Source organism: Citricoccus zhacaiensis, from assembly GCF_014645315.1.
Taxonomy (GTDB): domain Bacteria; phylum Actinomycetota; class Actinomycetes; order Actinomycetales; family Micrococcaceae; genus Citricoccus; species Citricoccus zhacaiensis.
On record NZ_BMLQ01000008.1, the window covers coordinates 1 to 21,435 of the forward strand.

Here is a 21,435-nt window from a genome sequence, read left to right on the forward strand (position 1 = left end):
TTAGCGTGAGTCACGAAGACCTCCGTGGTCAGGATGCGAGTGTGGTAACCCACATCCTGCCCGGAGGTCTTCGCCTTACCTCAGCCGTTCACAACCTCCCGGGGAAGTACATCTAGCCAGCCTCCGTTCCACATTCAGGGGCCCACGTCAGCCTCGGATTCGTGCACCGATCCTGCCCCGGATCCCTATCGTGTCCGGGCCCTGCCCTAGCCTCATTCTTGGTGTTAGAACACGTGTTCGAATACCATGGTGGGGTGCGGCCGGTCCTTCCCGTCGGCCGTTTCACTTCCCACCGCCCCACCGGACAGTCCCGGTTTCGGGCCCGCCGTTCCTTCCCAGACGGCAGGGTACGACGCCGGCCCGGGCTGCTCCCGGACGAGCCCGCCGGCCACGTGCCGGAGGGCGGAAAAACGGCATGAGAAGTCACGACAAGAACAGGGCAGGAATCACGTCCCATGGGAATCTTCACTCAATCGGTCGCCGTTGGATGCACCACGGCAGGGGCCCCGGAGCGCCTGGAGTGGAACGGCCGGATCTACGTACTGGCGGCCCAGCCGGTGCGCTGGTACGAGCGGCGCAAGTGGTGGACCGAGGAGCGCCGGGCCGAGCGGGGCCGCGGTGCCGGTCTGGTGGACCACGAGGTCTGGCGGGTCCAGGTGCGCCTGGAGAAGGCACGCAACGCACCGCTGCTGACCTTGGACCTCTCCCACCATGTCGACTCCGGCCGCTGGCGGCTGGTCCGCATCCATGACGGCGCCGCCGTGCGCCTCAGGGAGAGTGCTTGATGGGCGCTGCCTCAGGCTTTCCGCATCTGCACGTGGCCAGTGCCTTCAGCTCCCACTACGGGGTGTCCTGGCCCGCTGAGCTGGCCGCAGCCGCCGCCGCGGACGGTGCGGAGGTACTGGCCTGCACGGACCGGGATGGGCTCTACGGCACGGCCAAGCATGTCAGCGCCTGCCTGGAGCAGGGACTGGACCCGGTGATCGGGGTGGACCTCGCGGTGGCCTGGGGCGAACAGCGGTCGAATCCCGCCGGCCGGGTGATCGTGCTGGCCCGAGGCGGCACGCAGGGCACGGGATACCGAGCCCTGGTCCGGCTCATCTCGGCAGCGCATGCCCACACCACGGGTGGCTCTGCCGGGGGAACGCCGTACGTCACGATGGCCGAACTGGCCGAGTGGTCCGCCGGCAGGCACCACGGTGCCCCGCCGGAACTGTTCGTGCTGCTGGGGCCGGGATCCGACGTCGGGAGGCTGATGGCCGCGCGAAAGTACACGGCCGGCCGGACGCTGCTGCGCCAATGGAAGGCCGCACTGCCCGCCGGATCCCTGCGGGTGGAGGTGGTCTGCCATCTCTCTGCGCCGGGGGAGAAGCTGTCAGCCGCCCACGCCGTGAAGATGCTGCGCGCCGCACGGGAGACCAAGGTGCCAGCGGTGCTGACCAACGCGGTGCGCTATGCGACGCCGGATGGGGCCGCCACTGCGGACGTCCTCGACGCCGCCCGGGCCCTGAGCTCCCTCGAGGCCCTCACCGACCTGCAGCCCAACGGGCAGGGCTGGCTGAAGCCCGCGGGATCCATGCACCAGATCGCCCTGGAGATCTGCGAGGCGGCGGGGTCCGGGACGGAGGGGCGGGCCGGCGGCAGTGCCGAGGGGGTCACGGCCCTGCTGGATGACACCCATGCCCTTGCCGATGCCTGCCGCATGGACCCCGGCCCGGACCTGGGCTGGAGGCAGCCCACCGTGCCGGAGGCCTCGGTCATCGGGATCACCGGGGACCCGGTCAGAGCGCTGCGGGACCGTACTCTGGCCAGGGTGACCGACCGCTTCCCGGGCCTCTATACCGGGACCCGCTTTGCGTCGTCGACCGCCGGCCAGGATCTGGAGAAGCGGTTGGAGCAGGAGCTGGGCATCATCAACCGGCTCGGCTTCGCCAGCTACTTCCTGACCGTGGCCGAGGTGGTGGCGATGATCGAGAGGATGGGGGTGCGGGTCTCCGCGCGCGGATCCGGGGCCTCGTCGCTGGTCAACTACCTGTTGCGGATCTCGAACGTGGACCCCATGCGGCACGAGCTGATCTTCGAACGCTTCCTCTCCAACGACCGCTCGACCCTGCCGGACATCGACATCGACGTGGAATCGGCCCGCCGTCACGACGTCTACCATGCGATGTTCGAGCGCTTCGGTGCCGAACGCACCACGCTCATGAGCATGCAGAACGGTTACCGTGCCCGAGGAGCGGTGCGTGACGCCGGGATGGCCCTCGGCATGGAACCAGGGCAGGTGGATACGATCGCCAAGCAACTGTGGCGGTTCTCGGCGTCGAGCTTCCGTGAGGCCATGGACCGGATGCCGGAGTTGCGCGGTTTCGCGGAGCAGGTCGAATCAGGCCGGGCCGCCGGACAGGAACAATTGGACCTGCTGGTGGACCTCACCGAGCGACTGGACCGGCTGCCGCGGCACATCGCCATGCACCCGTGCGGGGTGATCCTCGGGGACGCGACCCTGCTGGACCGGACGCCGTTGCAGCCCTCCGGGATCGACCTGCCGATGAGTCAGTTCGACAAGCACGACATGGATCCCATGGGCATGCTCAAGCTCGACGTGCTCGGCGTGAGGATGCAGTCGACCATCGCCTACACCCTGGCCGAGATCGAGCGGACCACGGGGAGGACGGTGGACCTCGAGCAGGTGCCCTTCGACGATGAACCGACCTTCGAACTGATCCGGACCACGCACACCTTGGGCATCTTCCAGATCGAGTCACCGGGCCAGCGTGAGCTGATCGGGAAGATGGCGCCCGTGGAATTCAACGACCTGACCATCGACATCTCGTTGTTCCGGCCCGGGCCCATGCAGTCGGACATGGTGCGGCCCTTCCTCGAACAGCGCCACGGTTTCTCCCAGGCACGGTATCCCCACCCGGACCTGGAACCCGTGCTGGCCGAGACACACGGGGTGACGGTGTTCCACGAACAGGTGCTGCGGACCTTCCACGTGATGACCGGCTGCGGGCTTGCGAAGGCCGATGAGTTTCGCCGTCAGATCGGCGGGCCGCAGGAGCACGTGGTGGAGGAGTTCTTCCGGTCGACGGCACTGGCGAAGGGCTACCCACCGAAGGTCGTCGACGAGGTCTGGGGGACGCTGCACGCTTTCGGCTCCTTCGGCTTCTGCAAGGCCCACGGTGCCGCGTTCGCCGTTCCCACCTACCACTCGGCGTGGCTCAAGACCCACCACCCCGAGGCGTTCCTGGCCGGGATCTTCGAGCACGATCCCGGAATGTACCCCCGCCGACTGATGATCGCCGAGGCCCGCCGCATGGGCATCCCGGTGCTGCCCGTGGACATCAATGCCTCCACCGATCGGTTCAGGCTCGAGTGGGTGCCCGGCCATCCTGAGATTCCCGACGCCGGCGCCGCGCCCTTCCTGGAGAACGTGCCGGCCGCTGGGAGCCGGCCGGACGGCGTCGGGCCGGGGAATGCCGCGGGGCGCTGGGGGATCCGGCTGGCGCTGAACTCGCTGTCCGGGCTGAGCGAGACGGAGATCAAGAGGATCGTGGCGGGGCAGCCCTATGCCTCACTGGCCGATGTGCGGGACCGGGCCCGCCCGACCCGGAGGAACCTCGAGCGGCTGGCCCAGCTCGGTGCGTTGGACTGTCTCCTGCCGCCGGGCGGGGCTTCGCGCACTGACCTGGTCCACCATCTGGAACTGCAACACGGCGGGCAGACCGAAGGGCTGTCGGGGCGGAGGAAGCGGTCCGGGGGGCGCCAGGTCGACGGTCAGCTCTCCCTGGAACTGCCCGATACCGAGGCGGCGGCGATCGTGCCGATGTTCCCGGAGCCCAGCCGGGACCAACGGGTGCGGACCGAGCTGGATCTTACCGCCATGGACACGACCGCCCACTTGATGGAGTCGCACCGGCCGTACCTGGAGGCACTCGGGGTGACGGCGGCGGAGGACCTCCTCGGGCTGCGGTCACAGTCGCGGGTGCTGGTGGCCGGGGTGCGGGTGGCGACGCAGACCCCGCCCATGCGCAGCGGCAAACGCGTGGTGTTCATCTCCGTGGACGACGGAACGGGGTGCGTGGACGCCTCATTCTTCACGGAGGCCCAGCATGAGACCGGTGAGATGCTGTTCTCGGCCCGGCTGATGCTGATCGAGGGAACGACGCGCCGGACCGGTCCCAAGGCCATCAGCCTGCAGGCCATTCGTGCCTGGGACCTGCACCGGCCCGATTCGCTGCCCGATCCGGACTATCTGGATGGCACGCGGGACGAATGGCGGGCTTGGTTGCGCCGGGACCGGACCCGGGCGGGTGCGCCACCTGCTCCGGTGCCGTGGGGTCCGGCCGCATCGTCAGCCGCCCAGCAGCAGGAGACCGGTGGCTCGCGCCAGGTGGTCGGGGCCACCGCGCGGCTTCCCGACATCCCGCACCATGACACCGGGTCCTGGCCGGTCAAGGTGCGCGGCCCGGTGGGAGTTCCGGAGGGTGCCTCGGCGACGGGCGGAAACCGGTCTGACCCAGAACGTGCGACGATCAGACCATGACGAGCACATTCACGGTGGTGACCCCGTCGTCGCACGCAGCCGAGCGGCTCTTCGAACTCTCCCTGAGCATTGACGAGCATCTCGGATCGATGGCGGACTCCGGTGAACAGGCCATCGACGGCGTGACCTCGGGGCAGATCGGTCTCGGCGAGACCGTCACCTGGCGGGCCCGGCACTTCGGGATCTGGTTCACCATGACCTCCCAGATCACCGAACATGACCGTCCCCGCCGCTTCGTCGACGAGCAGATCACCGGCCCCTTCCGCTCCTTCCGCCACGTCCACGACTTCTCGAGTGAGGTCCACGGATCCGCCGGAGCCGGACTCGCAACGGCCGGGGGAATCGATCAGAGGGCGAGCACCATGACGGATACGATCACCGTGACGTCGCCTCTCTTCGGACGCCTGACCGAAAGGCTGATCCTGGTGCCCTACCTCCGCCGGCTGATCAGGCAGCGCAACCGGCATCTGCTCGCAGTTCTCGACGCCGAAGCCACGGATCAACGCCAGAAGAAATGATGCTCCATCCCGCTCGGGCTCAGGACGCTCTCATGATGGAAGCCGTCCTCGAAGTCCGTCGGACTGGACCACAGCCGCAGTCCTGAACCGATGTCATGGGGTGCGACGGCGATGTGCAGATCATCCACGAGGCCTGCTTCGAGGAACTCCAGCACCGTCGTGACACCACCACCGAGGCGGACGTCCTTGCCCTGGGCAGCGTCCATGGCGATCCTCAGCGCCTCGGACGGGCTGGCATCGAGAAAATGGAACGTCGTGTCGCTGAGCGAGAAGGACGGGCGCAGGTGGTGCGTCAGCACGAACACCGGCGTGCGGAACGGCGGGTCATCACCCCACCAGCCCTTCCAGTCCTCGCTCGTCCAGGGGCCCCGGAACGGACTGAACTTGTGGCTGCCCATGATCTCGGCCCCGATGTTGTGGGTGAAGTCGCGGACGATGTGGTCGTCCACGCCCCGCGAGCCGCCGGGATCCGTTCGATTGGGCCAACTGTCCGTGGCCCCGGCCCATTCGGTCAGGGGGCCCGGGTCCACGTGGCCGAAGGGGCGTTCCAGGCTCTGGTCTTCCCCTGCGGCGATGCCGTCCCGCGAGACGAAGAAATTCTGGACCCTGAGTCGTTGAGGCCTGCGCCGGTGAAGCGGCTCGCCGGTGGAGGAATCTGTCGTGGAAGGCATGGGTACATCCCGGTTCTGGGCTGCGTTGTCAGCAGTCGGACGCTGGTGGTTGCCCCGAGTGTAGAAACGCACGACGTCGGATGGCCAGATCCACGGTGCGTGCCCTCCTGCACAGGCAACCGGATGCAGGAAGATGTCCACCTTCTGCGGTGGGGCGCTTAAAGTGTCCCGGCATCATGATCGAATATATGTACTAGACGGACGACTTGGTGAGGTCGCAACTACACGGGAGAGGAGCACCGGTGATCGAGAAGGACGAGTTGGCGGAGCTGGATCTGCCCGAGCTGCTGGTGGCCTCCCGTCTCCTCCTGGAGGAACTGGCGTCACGGATGTCCGATCCTCGGCTGCCGGACTCCGTCGACCGCTTCCCGGACGGGCCGGAACGTGATCGTTCCGAGGACTGGGGACTGTATGCCCATGCGGACACGGTGCACGATGATAGGGGCGGCGCGGACCCGGATGAGTTGCTAGGGGACAAATCTCTGAACGGCGGGTCTCTGAACGGCGGGTCTCTGAGCGACGAGACCCTGGGCGCCACCGCGGAAGCTGTGCCGGTGGGATGTCTACCAGTCGTGCTGTCCCGGGTCGAGGAGCTTGGCCGATGGGTGGATGCGGCTCGAACGGGATTGGCGGGACATGTGGACCAAGTCTTCGATGAGCATGCGGCACGTCGTGGCATGTTGGGGATCCCGGAGGGCAAGTGTGCCTATCGCAACGGGGCGGACTATCTCCAACAAATCCTGCGCATCCCCCGTCATGAGGCGAAGAAGCGTGTTCGACGCGCTGTCCGTGTCATGCCGCAGTTGTCACAGGACCGAACCCAGGTGATTCCACCCGAGATGACTGCACTGGCCGGCACTGTGACCTCTGCCCAGGCCGATCTCGCCGCGGTGGACACGGTGGCGGACGCCCTCACGTCTGCTCGTGCCGACGCAGCCCGAGCTGGAGCACCGAAGGACCACATCGACCTCTTGATCGCTGAGGGGGAACGGGTATTGGCGGCCCAGGCGCAGGAGATGGACCCGGATGCCGTACGGAAGGTGTGCGCGTACTGGCGCCAACGCTTTGACGCTTCGGTGAATCCCGATGGTCTCGAGCCCACCGAGGCCCAGATGAACGCGGCCCAGGGACTCTTCTATCACGGCAAGAAAACCGCGAACCTGCACCGCTGGTCCCTGCTGGCGACCGACGGCCAGCATGAGACGTTGAAGACCCTCGTCTCCGCATCCTCCAATCCGCGCAGGATTGCTGACGAGCAGCCGGGTGCCGAGGTGTGGGCGGAGCACCTGGATGTTACCGACTCGCTGGATTCCCGGAGCAGGGCCCAACGGGAACTGGACGGACTCATCAGTGCCCTGACGGGTGCACTGGCCTTGACGAACCAAGCGACTCCCAGCGCCGACGACGGCGGGTCTGACCTGCCGGATGCCGGGGGCGGCGGAGTCAGGCCGCAGGTTCTGGTGACGATCGACTACGAGTCCCTGGCAGGCCACTACACGCGCGTGAAGGGCAGCGCCGGAACCGGCCACGTGGTATCCCAGGCAGCCTATGCGGGGGCGGTCGATCCACAGACCATCCGGCAGAAGGCCTGCGATGCCGACCTGATCCCCATCGTGCTCGGCGGGTCAGGAGAAGTGCTCGACGTGGGGCGATCTCAGAGGCTGTTCACCCGCAAGCTCAGACGGGCCATCGTCGCCCGGGACGGTGGATGCGCGGCACCCGCCTGTTCCATACCCGCTCCCTGGTGCGAAGCCCACCACATCCGCTTCTGGGAGCATGGCGGGCCCACCAGCGTCGAGAACGGAGTTCTGCTCTGCTCACATCACCACCACGCAGTCCACGCCGGCGCATGGGAGATCGAGGTCAAAGACGGTGTGCCCTGGTTCATCCCTGCTCGCTACCACGATCCCGAACAACGCCCTCGCCGCAACCACTATTGGCGCCCCCGGGATCCAGGCGGCCCTGGCAGTCCGGGGCCCGAGGCCCCAGGGGGATCAGACCGCCGCGACAATCTCGATGACGCGGCGTGAACCAACTGAACCCGCTGAACCATTTGAACCACCTGAATCAACTGAATCAACTGAATCAACAAGCGCCACGCTTCTGACCTTCGACTGTCTGAGGCTGTCTGATCCGCGGCATGCCTCCGGAGGCACCGCGGCATGCACGCCAACAGACGGCGAACCGACCACGACTGCCCTAGAATGGCCGGTGGCTGGCGGTGGCCACCGTATGCCACCAGCCCTGAAGCCCTACCCGAGGAGGAACCGGACCGTGTCCGAGGCGTCGCAGCACGAACAGATCACCATCACTGTCAACGCGGAATCGCGGGAGGTGACCTCGGGTACCACCGGCACAGAACTCTTCTCCGATCAGAAGACCACCGTCGTGATGCGAGTGGACGGCCAACTGCAGGACCTGAGCCGCCGGATTCCAGCCGGCGCCGACGTCGTGGGTGTGGACATCTCGGACGAGGACGGACTCAACGTCCTGCGCCACTCAACCGCCCATGTCATGGCCCAGGCGGTCCAGCAGCTGCGACCGGGCGCCAAGCTGGGCATCGGCCCCTACATCACGGACGGCTTCTACTTCGACTTCGACGTCGAGGAGCCCTTCACCCCGGAGGACCTCAAGACCCTCGAGAAGATGATGCAGAAGATCATCAACTCGAACCAGACCTTCGCCCGCCGCGTCGTCACCGAGGACGAGGCCCGCCAGGCGATGGCCGATGAGCCGTACAAGCTGGAACTGCTGGGCCAGCAGGAGGATGCGGACGCCGTGGGCGAGGGGGCGAACATCGAGGTCGGCGCCGGCGAGATCACCATCTATGACAACGTGGACCGCAAGTCCGGTGACAGTGTCTGGTGCGACCTCTGCCGCGGCCCCCACCTGCCGAACACCAAGCTCATCTCCAACGCCTTCGCACTGACCCGTTCAGCTGCCGCCTACTGGCTGGGCAACGAGAAGAACAAGCAGCTGCAGCGCATCTACGGCACCGCCTGGCCCACGAAGGACGATCTCAAGGCATACCAGGAGCGACTGGCCGAGGCCGAGCGCCGCGACCACCGCAAGCTGGGTGCCGAGATGGACCTGTTCTCATTCCCGGACGAGCTGGGCTCCGGCCTGCCCGTGTTCCACCCCCGCGGCGGCATCATCCGCAAGGAGATGGAGGACTACTCGCGTCAGCGCCACACCGAGGCCGGCTACGAGTTCGTCTACACCCCGCACATCACCAAGCAGCACCTCTACGAGATCTCCGGACACCTCGACTGGTATGCGGACGGCATGTTCCCGCCCATGCAGATCGACGAGCAGCGGGATCCCGTCACTGACGAGATCACCAAGCAGGGGCAGAACTACTACCTCAAGCCCATGAACTGCCCCATGCACAACCTGATCTTCGCGTCGCGGGGCCGCTCCTACCGTGAGCTGCCCTTGAGGTTGTTCGAGTTCGGGCAGGTGTACCGCTATGAGAAGTCCGGTGTGGTGCACGGCCTGACCCGCGTGCGCGGGATGACGCAGGACGACGCCCACATCTACTGCACCAAAGACCAGATGAAGGAGGAGCTGACCACCACGCTCACCTTCGTCCTGGACCTCCTCAAGGACTACGGCCTCAACGACTTCTATCTCGAACTGTCCACCAAGGACCCCGAGAAGTACGTCGGCGAGGACGCCGTCTGGGAGGAGGCCACCCGCACCCTCGAGGAGGTCGCCACCGCCTCCGGCCTGGACCTCGTCCCGGATCCGGGCGGCGCCGCCTTCTACGGCCCCAAGATCTCCGTCCAGGCGAAGGACGCAATCGGTCGCACCTGGCAGATGTCCACCATCCAGTTGGACTTCAACCTGCCGGAACGCTTCGACCTCGAGTACCAGGCCGCGGATGGCACCCGACAGCGCCCCGTGATGATCCACCGCGCCCTCTTCGGGTCCATCGAACGCTTCCTCGGCGTGCTGACCGAGCACTACGCCGGCTCCTTCCCGGCCTGGCTGGCCCCGGAGCAGGTCGTGGCGATCCCGGTCGCGGAGGCCTTCAACGACTACCTGGCGGAGGTGGTCGCCCAGCTCAAGGCCCAGGGCATCCGCGCCCGCCTTGACGACGGATCCGACCGTTTCCCGAAGAAGATCCGCACCGCCTCCAAGGAGAAGGTGCCGTTCGTGCTCATCGCCGGTGGCGAGGACGCCGAAGCAGGAGCGGTCTCCTTCCGGTTCCGGGACGGCAGCCAGGACAACGGCGTGCCCGTGCGCGAAGCCGTCGAACGCATCGTGAACGCCGTGAGGAACCGGGAGACCCAGTGACCCCGGAGCCGAGCCCGGATGACAGCCCCCCGGCCACCGACGACTTCGAACTCGCCGGAACGCCGGACGGCTTCCAACGACTGTGGAATCCCCACCGGATGGCCTATGTCCGTGGGGGACAGGACCAGGTCAGCGGGGAATCCACGTGCCCCTTCTGCGCCGCTCCGGGTCGATCCGACGAGCAGTCACTGATCGTTGCACGGGGAAGGACGGCCTTCGTGCTGTGCAACCTCTACCCCTACAACGCGGGGCACCTGTTGGTATGTCCGTACCGCCATGTTCCCGACTACACGGACCTCACCGTGGACGAGACCCTGGAGATCGCCCGGCTGTCCCAGATCGGCATGACGGCACTGCGCGCCACGGCGAAGGCCACCGGCTTCAACCTCGGCATGAACCAGGGCAAGACCGGCGGCGCCGGCATCGCCGCCCACCTGCACCAGCACATCGTCCCGCGGTGGGGCGGAGACGGAAACTTCCTCCCGATCATCGCTGAGACCAAGAACATCACGGTGACCCTGGATACGGTCCGCGCGGCCGTGGCCGGAGCCTGGGCAGAAGCGGAAGCCGCTTTCGAGACCCACCAGGCGAGCACCGCCACGGAACAGCTCGGCTGATGCTCAACCGCTACGCCCGGGCCCTGTTCACCCGGATCTTCACGCCGGCGGCCAGGTTCCTCCTGGCTCGCGGCGTCTCGGCGGATGCCGTGACCATCGTTGGGACCCTCGGCGTGGCGCTGGGAGCACTGATCCTGTTCCCGTTGGGTGAACTGTTCTGGGGCACCATGGTCATCACCCTCTTCGTCTTCTCGGACGTGCTGGACGGGGTCATGGCCAGGATCGCCGGAACGACCGGCAGGTGGGGAAGCTTCCTCGACTCCACCCTGGACCGGGTCCAGGACGCCGCTGTCTTCCTGGGACTGATGCTGTGGTTCTTCGGCGCCGGAGACTTCTGGATCGCCGGCGTGGCCGCCGCCGCCAGCATGGCACTCGGCATGCTGGTGTCCTATGTCCGCGCCAAGGCCGAATCATTGGGCTTCGACGCCAATACCGGCATCGCCGAACGGGCGGAGCGGCTCGTGGTGACACTGGTGTTCGCCGGCCTGACCGGTCTCGGCCTGAACTCGTGGGTCCTGGCCGTGGTCCTCCTGCTGCTGGCGGCGGCGTCCGCCATCACGGTGGGCCAGCGCATGGTCACGGTGTACCGGCAGTCCCGGAGGGTCCCCGAGACCGACGGCGGTCAGTAGCCCCGGCCTGCGCAATCGGAGTCTTCTGCGCCACAATGGATGGATGAGCGAGCCCTTCACGGACAGCACTGAGGCTGTCACCGACCGACCGCTGAACATCCCCGAGTACTTCCTGCTGCTCTGCCTGGATGACGAGAAGGGCAAGCTCCTGCTGGACGGGCCGACCGTCGGGATGGGGATCGCCGGGGCCGCACTGGTGGAATTGGCGCGCCGGGGCCGGCTCGAGGTCACGCGAAGCACGGTGCGCTCGATCGAGCATCCGCAGCAGGTCTTCGCCGCTGATCCGAATCCGCCGGCCTGGGCGCACAGCACCGGGCTCGAGTGGCCGCTGGAGCAGGTCTGGGACATCATCCGCGCCTTCACCCGCCATCGCGACGCCGAGCAGTGGATCAATCGATTCTCACGCCAGACGCTGCGGGACGCCGTGGCGGCCTCACTAGTGAAGCGGGGCATCGTGGAGGAGGACGAGAGCACGGTGCTGTGGATCTTCCACCGGACGCGCTACCGGGAGCGTAACGAGCACTTCGAGCACGAACTCCGGGACAGGATCCGTGGTGTGCTCATGGACGGTCAACCGGCCGACGACGTCACGTGGCCGCTCATCTCGCTGATGCGCACCACCCGCCTGCTCCACCGGCTGTTCCCAGACGTGGACAAGGCGCACATCCGCGCGGCCGCCGTCACCCCGGTGGGCAGCCCCGCCACGGAGCTGTCCATGTCCGAAGCGCTCCTGGCGACGGAGAACGCCGTGGCTGAGGCCCTGACGGCGACGACGGGCGGGGCCTCCGCGCTCGACTGATCCCTGGACCTGACCCTTGGATCCCTCCAGATTCCTCTACGGAGCCGCGATCGGTGCGACGCGAGCCTGCGTCACCGCCACCAGATCCTGCGGTGCCAGTCTCACGTCGAGCCCCCGGCGACCTCCCGACACCAGGACATGCTCCAGGGCCAGCGCCGAGGAGTCGATGACCACAGCGGCCTGGTGCCGCTGGCCCATCGGCGAGATCCCGCCCAGCACGTAACCCGTGCGTCTCTGCGCCAGGGCCGGCTCGGCCATGGCGACCTTCTTGACCCCGAGTGCGGAGGCCAAGGCCCGCAGATCGAGGGTTCCGGCGACGGGCACCACGCCGGCGGCCAGGGAGTCGTCCGGCAGGGTCACCATCAGGGTCTTGAACACCACGGTGGCGTCCAGTCCGAGCTTCTCGGCGGCCTCCTCGCCGAAACCCCGGCCGGATCGCTCGTCGTGCTCGTACTCCAGCACCTCATACTCGACGCCGGCCCGGTCCAGCGCGCGCAGGGCGGGCGTCGACGCGGTGGGCGTCGACACGGTGGGCGCAGGCTTCTTGCGTGCCATGGGGAGTCCGGCGTGTCCGGCGCGTTCGGCGGAAACTCGCCCTGCTACCGGTTCAGCCCGCCAGCTGATCGGCCAGCTGATCAGAGATGTTGCGCTTGATGCGTCCGAGCATGGCGGACATGCCCCGCAGCCGCAGGGGAGTCAGGGCCTTCTGGAGGCCCAGGCGGGTCGAGAGGTCCTCGGGGACGGCCAAGACCTCGGCGGCCGGCAGGCCGTTCAGGCTCTGCGACAGTACCGAGGCGAAGCCGCGAGAGGTGGGAGCCTCCGGCGGGGCGGAGACGAACAGGCGGACGATCGACTCGGCGGTGGGGCCGGCGTCGGGCGCGGCGTTCTCCAGCTCCACGGCGAGGAACAACGGCGTCTGGCACTCGATGACCTGCTCCATCTGGTCCTGATGACCGGCATAGCGCTCGGGCAGGGCCGGCAGCTCCTCGGAGAACTCCAGCAGCAGTTCCAGCCGTTCCGGGTCCGGGACGGCCCGGAAGTCCTCGACGATCTCGTGGAGCTTCTCAGGGAGTTCGGTGGTGGTCATCGTGGAGTGGGTTTCCTTCCAGAGTGATCGGTGAAGGCCGGTGATCACCGGTGACGGGCGATTCTGTCCCTTAAACACCGCTGGGGTGCGATCTATGCCGCACCCCAGCCTAGTCCCGGTCTGAAGTATGCCGGAGACCGGTCAGCGTCCGGCCGGTGCCTCGCCACGCTCTTCGCCCACGGCGATGGGCAGGCGCACGGAGTTGCCCCACTCGGTCCAGGAGCCGTCGTAGTTGCGGACCTTCTCATAACCGAGGAGGTGGCGCAGCACGAACCAGGTGTGCGATGACCGCTCGCCGATCCGGCAGTAGGCGACCACGTCGTCGGAGGTGCCGATGCCGGCCTCGTTCCGGTAGATCTCCTCCAGTTCCTCGCGGGACTTGAAGGTGCCGTCCTCGTTGGCTGCCTTCGCCCACGGCACGGAGGCGGCGGTGGGGATGTGCCCACCGCGCAGGGTGCCCTCCTGCGGGTAGCCGGCCATGTGGGTGGTCTCACCGGTGTACTCGAGCGGCGAGCGGACGTCCACCAGGGGCTTGCCGAAGTGGTGGAGCACATCCTCGCGAGAGGCACGCTCGGTGGAGTCGTCGCGCTCGATCACGGGGTAGTCGACTTCGGTCACCGAGGGGACCTCCCGGGTCGTCGCGCGGCCCTCGGCGATCCACTTGTCCCGGCCGCCGTCCATCAGGCGGGTGTCGGCGTGGCCGTAGAGCGTGAAGACCCACAACGCATAGGCGGCCCACCAGTTGGACTTGTCGCCGTAGAACACCACGGTCGTGTCCCGGCTGATGCCCTTGGAACCGAGGACGCGGGCGAACTCCTCCGGACCGACGAAGTCCCGGGAGACCGGATCGTTCAACTCGGTGTGCCAGTCGATCTTGATGGCGCCGGGAATGTGACCGGTGGAATAGAGGAGGGTGTCCTCGTTGGACTCAAGAATGACAAGGTTCTGGTGGTTCTCGTGGCTCTCACCCAGAACATGGTCGGCGACCCACTGCGTGGACACGAGCTTCTCCGGATGCGCATAACCGGAGAAATCGGGGGAGGGGTCAGCGGAGAGGTGAACGGACGAATCAGGCGAACTGGAGGATTCAGTGGTCATTCTCTTACATTACGCCACGGGCCCCGGTGGTAATTGGTGAGGGTTGCCTTCATTGAAATCGGTGGACATCGGCAGGGGCTGGCCGCCGGTAGAGTTACCGTCGTCATGGCCGGCTCGCACCGCCTGACCCAATCCGTCACACCCCATCAGGATGGAGCCGCCCGTGGCTGAGACCGTTCACCTCGCAGACCGCACCCCCCAGGTGTCCGCCGAGGACCTGCTCGCCGGCTTCCACCCCTCCTACCGGTTCGGTGAGGTCTCCTTCGACACCTACATCCCGGACCCGGCCCACCCCTCACAGGCCGAGGCCGTGAGCCGTCTGCGCGACTTCGCCGCCTCCATCAAGGGCGGCACTCGGGGCGGCAAGGGCAATGGCAAAGGCAACAGCGGGGGACTGTTCGGGTTCCTCAGGGGCGGCAAGTCCGGCTCGGCCGGACGATCCAAGGGCACGACGTCGGCCGCCGGCATCTACCTCGACGGCGGCTTCGGCGTGGGCAAGACCCACCTGCTGGCCTCCACCTGGCACGCCGCGCCGGGCCCCAAGGCGTTCGGCACTTTCGTCGAGTACACCAACCTCGTCGGCGCACTGTCCTTCCGCAAGGCCGTGGACGTGCTCAAGGAGTACACCCTCGTCTGCATCGACGAGTTCGAGCTGGATGATCCCGGTGACACCGTGCTGATGTCACGGCTGATGCGTGAGCTCTCGGACGCCGGGGTGAAGCTCGTGGCCACGTCCAACACCCTGCCCGGATCGCTCGGCGACGGGCGCTTCGCGGCCCAGGACTTCAAGCGGGAGATCCAGGTCTTGGCCGATCAGTTTGAGGTGATCCGCGTGGACGGCGAGGACTACCGCCACCGTGGCCTGACCGCGGCGCCGGATCCGCTGGAAGACGACCAGCTGCTGACGGTGCTGGCCGATCGCTTCCCGGACGCCGCCGTCGTGTCCGAGGACTCCTTCGAGGATCTGACCGCCAACCTGTCCCGGGTGCACCCGAGCCGCTACCGCAAGCTCGTGGAGGACGTCGACGTGATGGTGCTGCACCACGTGGAGACCATCTCCGAGCAGGCCATGGCCCTGCGCTTCGTGGTCCTGGCCGACCGCCTCTATGACAAGGACGTGCCGGTCATCGCCTCGGGTGTGCCGTTCGACCGGCTGTTCACCGAGGAGATGATGAGCGGCGGATACATGAAGAAGTACTTCCGCACCGTGTCCCGCATGACCGCACTGGTCCGGGAGGGCCAGATGGGGGAGACGGGGCTGTAACCCGGCTGAACGGCTCCCTGTTGGGTGGGGGCCGCTGGGTGGGGAGATGCTTCCCCGTGAACGAAAGGATCCCTCGACGACGGTGACCGTCGTCGGGGGATCCTTTGTTCATCTTCAGTGGAGCGGATGACGAGATTCGAACTCGCGACCTCCACCTTGGCAAGGTGGCGCTCTAGCCAACTGAGCTACATCCGCAGGACCAGGATATCCTCGAAAGGAGGAACAGTCCGTGCGCGATACTGGGATCGAACCAGTGACCTCTTCCGTGTCAGGGAAGCGCGCTACCGCTGCGCTAATCGCGCCCATGGGCTCCGGCGAACCGGAACTTCTGAGTTGCAGGTCCCCATCCTAACGGATGGAAACCGATGCGAGGTGGGGACGGGATTCGAACCCGCGTACACGGCTTTGCAGGCCGTTGCCTCGCCTCTCGGCCACCCCACCAGGGATTGGAGACTTGCGAGCGGATGACGAGATTCGAACTCGCGACCTCCACCTTGGCAAGGTGGCGCTCTAGCCAACTGAGCTACATCCGCACAGAAAACTGGTGACCGGAAAAACCAGTCACCGTGATTTCCAACGAGAGATGACTCTAGTGCACGTCAGGCGGGAACGTCCAATCGGGATCTTTCCCGGCGTGTTCCGGCCTGTTGCGGACTGTTCCGATCTGTTCGGATCTGTTCCGGCGCGTTCCCACCAGAATCCTCTCCCGGACGGACGCTAACGTGTCCGTCGCGGTGGGAGAATGGATCATCATGACCCAACCCCAACTCGCCCACCAGACCGAACACGGACGCATGTATGCCCGGAGTCTGTCCGGCGTGCCCGAGGTTCCATCCATCACCACGGTGATCTCGCAGCAGAACACCGACCTCAGCGGCTGGGTCGGCCATATGGCGGCCACCGCCGTCATCGAGGACCCTCGGTTGTCCCAGGCGGTCGGCTCCACGCCGCAACTGAAGACTGTGGCCAGGCAGGCCTCGAATGCGGCTGAGCGCTATCGGGACGAGGCGGCAGCCCGCGGGGACCGTGTCCACAATTACGCCGAGCAGGTCGGATTACACGCCCTCGGCAAGCCGCACCAGATGGCGCAGATGCGCGCACTGCTCGCCGAGCATGGTGAGGGAGCCTACGCCGACCGGTTCGATGAATGGTGGGACCTCTACGACGTCCGGCCCCTCGCCACCGAGATCACCGTCTGGAACGGCACCGTCGGGTACGCCGGGACCCTGGACCTGGTGGCCGCCATCGGCGGCCGCACGTGCATCATCGACTACAAGACCAAGGGGACCACGCGGGACGGGCGCGTCAAACCCCTCGACGCGAAGGTCGTCATGCAGCTCGTGGCCGGGCTGAAGGCGGAGGAGTCTCTCGTGGACCCCGTGGCTGGGACCTGGGAGCCTTGGAAGTACGGTGATGCGCCGCTGTTGCTGGGGGTGGCCGTCGGGCAGACCGAGGTCGTCGCCCACCAGGCCAACCCCCAGGTATTGCCGGACCACTGGCGCAAGTTCTGGTCGCTCCGCCAGGTCTGGGGCTACTCCCAGGCCGCGGACGGCGCCGGGCCGGCACTGCGCCCTATCGGCCCGCCGCCCGCATCCGCCGCGCCAGCAGCGTCCTCAGTGACAGCAGCGCCCCGGGCCTTCGGGGCGCAGATACAGTAGTCGCCGTGACTGTCCTGCCCATCCGCACCGTTCCCGATCCCGTACTGCGCACCCTCGCCGACCCCGTGCCGGTCGGCCGTCGAAACCTCCACCAGCTGGTGGAGGACATGTTCGAGACCATGGACGACGTCGGCGGCGTGGGTCTCGCTGCCCCGCAGGTCGGCGTGGGCTTGAGGATCTTCACCTTCGATGTGGAGGGCCAGCGCGGCCACGTGGTCAACCCGGTCCTGGAGACCGCCGGGGAGATGCTGACCGAACCGGGGGAGGGCTGCCTGTCCGTGCCGGGACTGCGCTACCACCCCGAACGCTTCGCCGAGGCCACCGTCACGGGCGTCGATCAGGACGGGAACCCGGTGAGCTTTCGGGGTGAAGGTCTGACCGCACGCTGCTTCCAGCACGAGGTCGACCACCTCGAGGGCATGCTCTACATCGACCGACTCACCGGTGAGGACCGTAAGGATTCCCGCCGCAAGCTCCGCGATCCCGGCTACGGACGCATCACCGGATCCACCCGTGCTGACCGCGCGGCCACGATCAGCTCCAGTTTCGGAGGTTCACTGTGAGCGCTGCACCGAGCGATAACTCCACCTACCGGATCCTGTTCGCCGGGACCCCGGACACCGCCGTCCCTTCGCTGGACGCCCTGGTGGACGCCGGCTTCACGATCGCCGCCGTGTTGACCCGTCCGGACGCGCCGGTGGGTCGCAAGCGCGTTTTGACCCCCTCGCCGGTGGCCGCCCGTGCCACGGAGCTGGGCCTGCCGATCCTCCATGCCTCCCGTCTGACTGGCGACGCCGGCCGGGAGACACTCGACCGGATCGCCGCGCTGGACCTGGACGCGGCCGCCGTCGTGGCCTATGGGGCCTTGGTGCCCACAGCCGGCCTGGACCTGCCGCGACACGGCTGGGTGAACCTGCACTTCTCGTTGCTGCCCGCCTATCGGGGTGCAGCACCGGTGCAGCATGCCGTGATCGACCAAGCACCTCAGACCGGTGCGTGTGTCTTCCAGTTGGAGGAGGGACTCGACACGGGGCCCGTGTTCTCACGCCTGGTCCGTGACCTGCACCCCGGAGAGACGGCCGGGGCCGTGCTCGCCGACCTGGCAGTCTCGGGCGCGGACCTGCTCGCGAGCACGATGGCAGCCATCCTGGCCGGCACCGCGTCGGCGGAACCGCAGAGCGGAGAGCCCAGCCTCGCCCCCAAACTGGACCAGGCTGACGGGTTCGTGGACGCCGCACGGCCGGCGGCCGCCGTCGCCGCCCGGATCAACGGCACCACGCCGGAGCCCGGGGCCTGGGCCCTGCTGGAGGAGGAACCGCCAACTGCGGCGGAAGCGGCAGGAACGGCAGGGGACCGGCCGGCACAGCAACGGGTCAAGCTCATCGGTGCCGTCCCGGAGGATCTTCCCGAGGGCGCCGCCGACCTTCCTGTTCCGTCACCTGCTCCATCGTCCGGCCACCTGCACCGCGGCCGTAAGACGGTGCATCTGCAATGCGCGGACGGGACGGTGCGGTTGGTGCAGGTCCAGCCCGCCGGCAAGAAACCGATGTCCGCGGCCGATTGGGCGAGGGGACTGCCGGAGGGCGCCCGCTTCCAGACGGGATCCACGGCAGAGACAGCGACTGAAGGAACACGATGAGCGAGCAGGGCAAGAGCCGCAACGAACGCCGCAATGAGCAGGGCCGCACCCGCAACCGCGGCACCTCCGGCGGACCCCGGCAGTACTCTGCGTCGGCACCCTCGCAGCGTCGCCGGTCGGCGGACCCGTCCCGGCTGGCGGCCTTCGAAACGCTGACCGCGGTCAGCAGGGACGACGCCTACGCGAACCTCGTGCTCCCGGGGCGGATCGCCGCCCACCGGCTGGACAAGCGCGATGCCGGCTTCGCGACCGAACTGACCTACGGCGCCCTGCGCGGGCAGGGCTTCTACGATGCCGTGTTGGCCACCTGCGTGGACCGCCCCCTGGACCAGCTCGACCGTCCTGTCCTGGATGCCCTGCGGCTCGGCGCCCACCAGTTGCTCGGCATGCGGGTGCCGTCCCATGCCGCCCTGGACTCGACGGTGTCCCTGGTGCGCGACCAGATCGGTGCCGGCCCCTCCGGCCTGGTGAACGCGGTGCTCCGCAAGGTCACTGCCCAGGACCGCGAGGCGTGGCTGGACCAGCTCGCTCCCGTGGACGAGCAGACCGGTGCCGCCTCGGACGCCGCCCTGGCTATCCGGCATTCCCACCCACAGTGGATCATCCGGGCCCTGCGTCAATCGCTGGCCAACCACGGGCGCCCGTCCGAGGGGCGGACGGCTGAACTTGAAGCCCTGCTAGACGCGGACAATGCCGCCCCGGTGGTCAACCTGGTGGCCCTGCCCGGATTGGGCGACCTGCAGCCTGTGCTCGAGGCCGGCGCGGAACCCGGACCGTTGGCACCGGGCTCGGCCCTCTATCGGGACGGCGACGCCGGCCGGTTGCCCGGGGTGAAGGAGGGCACCATCCGCGTGCAGGACGTGGGCTCCCAGCTCACGGCCCGTGCCCTGGCGGCGGTCCCCGTGGGGAGAGCTGCGCCGGGTGTCCGGGAGGCATCAGGGGATTTACACGCGCCGGAACGCTGGCTCGACCTCTGCGCCGGCCCCGGCGGCAAGGCGGCCCTGCTGGCCGCGTTGGCCCGCGAACAGGGGGCGACCCTGCTGGCCAACGAGCCGGCCGAGCACCGGGCCAGGCTCGTGGAGAACGCACTGGCCGCCGTGCCGGGCGGAGCGAGCGTAGCCGATGCGGCCGATGCGGCTGATTCGACCAACACCTGGTCCATCCGCTGCGGAGACGGCCGGGACCTGGGGACGGAGCAGCCCGAGGCCTTCGACCGGATCCTGGTGGATGCGCCATGCACCGGGCTCGGGGCCCTGCGACGCCGGCCGGAGTCCCGGTGGCGGCGTCAGCCCTCGGACCTGGGACCCCTGACCGAATTGCAGCGCCAGTTGCTGGACTCAGCGGTGGAGGCACTGAAACCCGGCGGCGTCCTGGGGTACGTGACCTGCTCGCCCCATCCGGCCGAGACGGTGTTCCAGGTCCAGGATGTGCTCAAGCGCCATCCCGGGCTGGAGCTGCTGGACACCACCGGTTACCTGACCACCGTGGCACCGGCTCTGAAGGATGCCGGCAGTGAGCCGACTGAGAGGTCTGCCGATTCCGGAGCCAACTCCGGCTCCAGTTCCGGCACTAGTTCCGGCACCGACGCCACCGGAAACACCAGCCAGCTGTGGCCCCACCTGCACGCCACCGACGCCATGTTCATGGCCCTGTTCCGGAAGGTGGAGTCATGAGCCACGCCATGCCCCACCATGCGGAGCACTCCCGCGGCATTCACATCCACCCCTCCATCCTGTCGGCAGACTTCGCCCGGCTGGCCGAGGAACTCGCGCGGATCCGGAACGCCGACGCCGTGCACGTGGACGTCATGGACAACCATTTCGTGCCGAACCTGACGCTCGGTCTGCCCGTGGTCCAGGCCATCCGCCGGGCCACCGACCTGCCCCTGGACGTGCACCTGATGATCCAGGACGCCGACCGCTGGGCGCCCGCCTATGCGGAGGCCGGTGCCGAGTCCGTGACCTTCCATGCGGAGGCGGCCGGGGCGCCCCTCCGGCTGGCCCGGGAACTGCGCTCCCACGGGGCCAAGGCCGGCATGGCGCTGAAGCCGGCGACCGCCGTCGAGCCCTATCTGGACCTGCTCGAGGAGCTGGACCTACTGTTGCTCATGACCGTGGAACCGGGTTTTGGCGGCCAGCCGTTCCTCGATGTGGTCCTGCCGAAGATCCGGCGCGCTCGGGAGGCGCTGGACGGTTCCGGAGTGCCGGTCGCTCTGCAGGTGGACGGCGGCGTCACCCGGGACACCATCATGCGTGCCGCCGAGGCCGGTGCGGACGTGTTCGTGGCGGGCTCGGCCGTCTACGGAGCAGAGGACCCCGAGGCCGCAATTGACGAATTGAGAAGCGCCCCGCTTCGCTGAGGGCGGACGGGCCGTGTGTTGTGGCACAATCGTGTCAACGTGCTCCGGGGTCGGTGTAAATCCGAACCGGCGGTCAAAGTCCGCGACCCGCGCGTCGATCCACACCCGTGGCCATCGACCAGCGGTTGAACCGGTGGAATTCCGGTACCGACAGTTAAAGTCTGGATGGGAGAAGCACGTGCAGCACCGCCGTTCCGGTGGGTGTGGTTTCGCGGTAGCCGAGTCGGGCTACCCGGGATCGCTCCATGGGA

18 protein-coding genes, 4 tRNA genes and 1 riboswitch are annotated in these 21,435 nt (G+C 67.7%); of the genes, 14 read left to right on the forward strand and 8 right to left on the reverse strand.

Going from position 1 to position 21,435, the window contains the following annotated elements:
* Positions 1 to 455: 455 nt before the first annotated feature.
* Genes IEX49_RS12920 through IEX49_RS12930 form a run of 3 tightly spaced genes read left to right on the forward strand, consistent with a single transcriptional unit; the run spans position 456 to position 5,064 of the window.
* The gene (locus IEX49_RS12920; protein WP_159550812.1) at positions 456 to 785 is read left to right on the forward strand and encodes a DUF6504 family protein; all 330 of its coding nucleotides are present in this window, start codon (positions 456 to 458) and stop codon (positions 783 to 785) included.
* A complete protein-coding gene (locus tag IEX49_RS12925) occupies positions 785 to 4,546 on the forward strand; it encodes a DNA polymerase III subunit alpha (RefSeq protein ID WP_188806586.1) in 3,762 nt (1,253 codons plus the stop codon). The genes IEX49_RS12920 and IEX49_RS12925 overlap by 1 nt, the downstream gene beginning before the upstream one ends.
* Positions 4,543 to 5,064: an SRPBCC family protein gene (locus tag IEX49_RS12930; RefSeq protein ID WP_188806587.1), complete on the forward strand. Its 522-nt coding sequence runs from the start codon at positions 4,543 to 4,545 to the stop codon at positions 5,062 to 5,064. The genes IEX49_RS12925 and IEX49_RS12930 overlap by 4 nt, the downstream gene beginning before the upstream one ends.
* On the opposite strand, the gene IEX49_RS12935 is transcribed toward IEX49_RS12930, so the two are convergent.
* On the reverse strand, positions 5,046 to 5,735 hold the full coding sequence (locus tag IEX49_RS12935) for a dihydrofolate reductase family protein (protein ID WP_188806588.1): 690 nt from the start codon (positions 5,733 to 5,735) through the stop codon (positions 5,046 to 5,048). The two genes, IEX49_RS12930 and IEX49_RS12935, sit on opposite strands and share 19 nt — an antisense overlap.
* A gap of 242 nt (positions 5,736 to 5,977) precedes the next feature.
* Between IEX49_RS12935 and IEX49_RS12940 the strand changes: the two genes are divergently transcribed.
* The 5 genes from IEX49_RS12940 (at position 5,978) to IEX49_RS12960 (ending at position 12,079) form a co-directional block, all read left to right on the forward strand.
* A complete protein-coding gene (locus tag IEX49_RS12940; RefSeq protein ID WP_188806589.1) occupies positions 5,978 to 7,765 on the forward strand; it encodes an HNH endonuclease signature motif containing protein in 1,788 nt (595 codons plus the stop codon).
* A 202-nt stretch (positions 7,766 to 7,967) separates the two neighbouring features.
* Entirely contained in the window at positions 7,968 to 10,034 is a 2,067-nt protein-coding gene (thrS, locus tag IEX49_RS12945) for a threonine--tRNA ligase (protein WP_188806590.1), read from the forward strand.
* Positions 10,031 to 10,651 carry an HIT family protein gene (locus IEX49_RS12950; RefSeq protein WP_188806591.1) on the forward strand — a complete coding sequence of 207 codons (621 nt, stop codon included), beginning with the start codon at positions 10,031 to 10,033 and terminating at the stop codon, positions 10,649 to 10,651. Before thrS ends, IEX49_RS12950 begins: the two co-directional genes overlap by 4 nt.
* Positions 10,651 to 11,280: a phosphatidylinositol phosphate synthase gene (pgsA, locus tag IEX49_RS12955; RefSeq protein WP_188806592.1), complete on the forward strand. Its 630-nt coding sequence runs from the start codon at positions 10,651 to 10,653 to the stop codon at positions 11,278 to 11,280. The genes IEX49_RS12950 and pgsA overlap by 1 nt, the downstream gene beginning before the upstream one ends.
* 43 nt (positions 11,281 to 11,323) lie before the next feature.
* Positions 11,324 to 12,079, forward strand: coding sequence for a GOLPH3/VPS74 family protein (locus IEX49_RS12960; RefSeq protein WP_188806593.1), 756 nt, complete (start codon positions 11,324 to 11,326; stop codon positions 12,077 to 12,079).
* A gap of 36 nt (positions 12,080 to 12,115) precedes the next feature.
* Here IEX49_RS12960 and ybaK read toward each other — a convergent pair whose 3' ends face one another.
* The 3 genes from ybaK to IEX49_RS12975 all read right to left on the reverse strand — a co-directional run bounded on the left by ybaK (position 12,116) and on the right by IEX49_RS12975 (position 14,264).
* On the reverse strand, positions 12,116 to 12,634 hold the full coding sequence (gene ybaK / locus IEX49_RS12965; protein WP_188806594.1) for a Cys-tRNA(Pro) deacylase: 519 nt from the start codon (positions 12,632 to 12,634) through the stop codon (positions 12,116 to 12,118).
* Between the two features lie 52 nt (positions 12,635 to 12,686).
* The gene (locus IEX49_RS12970; protein WP_188806595.1) at positions 12,687 to 13,166 is read right to left on the reverse strand and encodes a SufE family protein; all 480 of its coding nucleotides are present in this window, start codon (positions 13,164 to 13,166) and stop codon (positions 12,687 to 12,689) included.
* Between the two features lie 141 nt (positions 13,167 to 13,307).
* Positions 13,308 to 14,264 carry a sulfurtransferase gene (locus IEX49_RS12975; protein ID WP_188806596.1) on the reverse strand — a complete coding sequence of 319 codons (957 nt, stop codon included), beginning with the start codon at positions 14,262 to 14,264 and terminating at the stop codon, positions 13,308 to 13,310.
* Positions 14,265 to 14,427: 163 nt separating this feature from the next.
* Between IEX49_RS12975 and zapE the strand changes: the two genes are divergently transcribed.
* A complete protein-coding gene (zapE, locus tag IEX49_RS12980; protein ID WP_188806597.1) occupies positions 14,428 to 15,528 on the forward strand; it encodes a cell division protein ZapE in 1,101 nt (366 codons plus the stop codon).
* 118 nt (positions 15,529 to 15,646) lie between these two features.
* Here the strand turns inward: zapE and IEX49_RS12985 are convergent.
* The 4 genes from IEX49_RS12985 to IEX49_RS13000 all read right to left on the reverse strand — a co-directional run bounded on the left by IEX49_RS12985 (position 15,647) and on the right by IEX49_RS13000 (position 16,061).
* Positions 15,647 to 15,723: transfer RNA gene (locus tag IEX49_RS12985), tRNA-Gly, on the reverse strand.
* 35 nt (positions 15,724 to 15,758) lie between these two features.
* A tRNA-Val gene (locus IEX49_RS12990) sits at positions 15,759 to 15,830 on the reverse strand.
* Positions 15,831 to 15,898: 68 nt separating this feature from the next.
* A tRNA-Cys gene (locus IEX49_RS12995) sits at positions 15,899 to 15,969 on the reverse strand.
* Between the two features lie 18 nt (positions 15,970 to 15,987).
* Positions 15,988 to 16,061: transfer RNA gene (locus IEX49_RS13000), tRNA-Gly, on the reverse strand.
* A 219-nt stretch (positions 16,062 to 16,280) separates the two neighbouring features.
* Here IEX49_RS13000 and IEX49_RS13005 point away from each other — a divergent pair.
* The 5 genes from IEX49_RS13005 to rpe are packed head-to-tail and all read left to right on the forward strand — an operon-like array spanning position 16,281 to position 21,184.
* On the forward strand, positions 16,281 to 17,186 hold the full coding sequence (locus tag IEX49_RS13005) for a PD-(D/E)XK nuclease family protein (protein WP_188806598.1): 906 nt from the start codon (positions 16,281 to 16,283) through the stop codon (positions 17,184 to 17,186).
* Positions 17,187 to 17,191: 5 nt separating this feature from the next.
* Positions 17,192 to 17,749 (forward strand): peptide deformylase, encoded by a 558-nt coding sequence (gene def, locus IEX49_RS13010; protein WP_188806599.1) that lies wholly within the window; start codon positions 17,192 to 17,194, stop codon positions 17,747 to 17,749.
* Positions 17,746 to 18,825 carry a methionyl-tRNA formyltransferase gene (locus IEX49_RS13015; RefSeq protein ID WP_188806600.1) on the forward strand — a complete coding sequence of 360 codons (1,080 nt, stop codon included), beginning with the start codon at positions 17,746 to 17,748 and terminating at the stop codon, positions 18,823 to 18,825. Before def ends, IEX49_RS13015 begins: the two co-directional genes overlap by 4 nt.
* Positions 18,822 to 20,498, forward strand: a complete 1,677-nt coding sequence (locus IEX49_RS13020; RefSeq protein ID WP_188806601.1) for an RsmB/NOP family class I SAM-dependent RNA methyltransferase — start codon at positions 18,822 to 18,824, stop codon at positions 20,496 to 20,498. The genes IEX49_RS13015 and IEX49_RS13020 overlap by 4 nt, the downstream gene beginning before the upstream one ends.
* A complete protein-coding gene (rpe, locus tag IEX49_RS13025; protein WP_188806602.1) occupies positions 20,495 to 21,184 on the forward strand; it encodes a ribulose-phosphate 3-epimerase in 690 nt (229 codons plus the stop codon). The genes IEX49_RS13020 and rpe overlap by 4 nt, the downstream gene beginning before the upstream one ends.
* 36 nt (positions 21,185 to 21,220) lie before the next feature.
* Positions 21,221 to 21,365, forward strand: a riboswitch (FMN riboswitch).
* Positions 21,366 to 21,435 lie beyond the last annotated feature (70 nt).

What these genes read in the sequence shown, in the direction of transcription:
- IEX49_RS12920 (WP_159550812.1), top strand. Translation starts at nt 456, where the DNA reads ATGGGAATCTTCACTCAATCGGTCGCCGTTGGATGCACCACGGCAGGG.
- IEX49_RS12925 (WP_188806586.1), top strand. Translation starts at nt 785, where the DNA reads ATGGGCGCTGCCTCAGGCTTTCCGCATCTGCACGTGGCCAGTGCCTTC.
- IEX49_RS12930 (WP_188806587.1), top strand. Translation starts at nt 4,543, where the DNA reads ATGACGAGCACATTCACGGTGGTGACCCCGTCGTCGCACGCAGCCGAG.
- IEX49_RS12935 (WP_188806588.1), bottom strand. Translation starts at nt 5,735, where the DNA reads ATGCCTTCCACGACAGATTCCTCCACCGGCGAGCCGCTTCACCGGCGC.
- thrS (WP_188806590.1), top strand. Translation starts at nt 7,968, where the DNA reads ATGCCACCAGCCCTGAAGCCCTACCCGAGGAGGAACCGGACCGTGTCC.
- pgsA (WP_188806592.1), top strand. Translation starts at nt 10,651, where the DNA reads ATGCTCAACCGCTACGCCCGGGCCCTGTTCACCCGGATCTTCACGCCG.
- IEX49_RS12960 (WP_188806593.1), top strand. Translation starts at nt 11,324, where the DNA reads ATGAGCGAGCCCTTCACGGACAGCACTGAGGCTGTCACCGACCGACCG.
- ybaK (WP_188806594.1), bottom strand. Translation starts at nt 12,634, where the DNA reads ATGGCACGCAAGAAGCCTGCGCCCACCGTGTCGACGCCCACCGCGTCG.
- IEX49_RS12970 (WP_188806595.1), bottom strand. Translation starts at nt 13,166, where the DNA reads ATGACCACCACCGAACTCCCTGAGAAGCTCCACGAGATCGTCGAGGAC.
- IEX49_RS12975 (WP_188806596.1), bottom strand. Translation starts at nt 14,264, where the DNA reads ATGACCACTGAATCCTCCAGTTCGCCTGATTCGTCCGTTCACCTCTCC.
- IEX49_RS13005 (WP_188806598.1), top strand. Translation starts at nt 16,281, where the DNA reads ATGACCCAACCCCAACTCGCCCACCAGACCGAACACGGACGCATGTAT.
- IEX49_RS13020 (WP_188806601.1), top strand. Translation starts at nt 18,822, where the DNA reads ATGAGCGAGCAGGGCAAGAGCCGCAACGAACGCCGCAATGAGCAGGGC.
- rpe (WP_188806602.1), top strand. Translation starts at nt 20,495, where the DNA reads ATGAGCCACGCCATGCCCCACCATGCGGAGCACTCCCGCGGCATTCAC.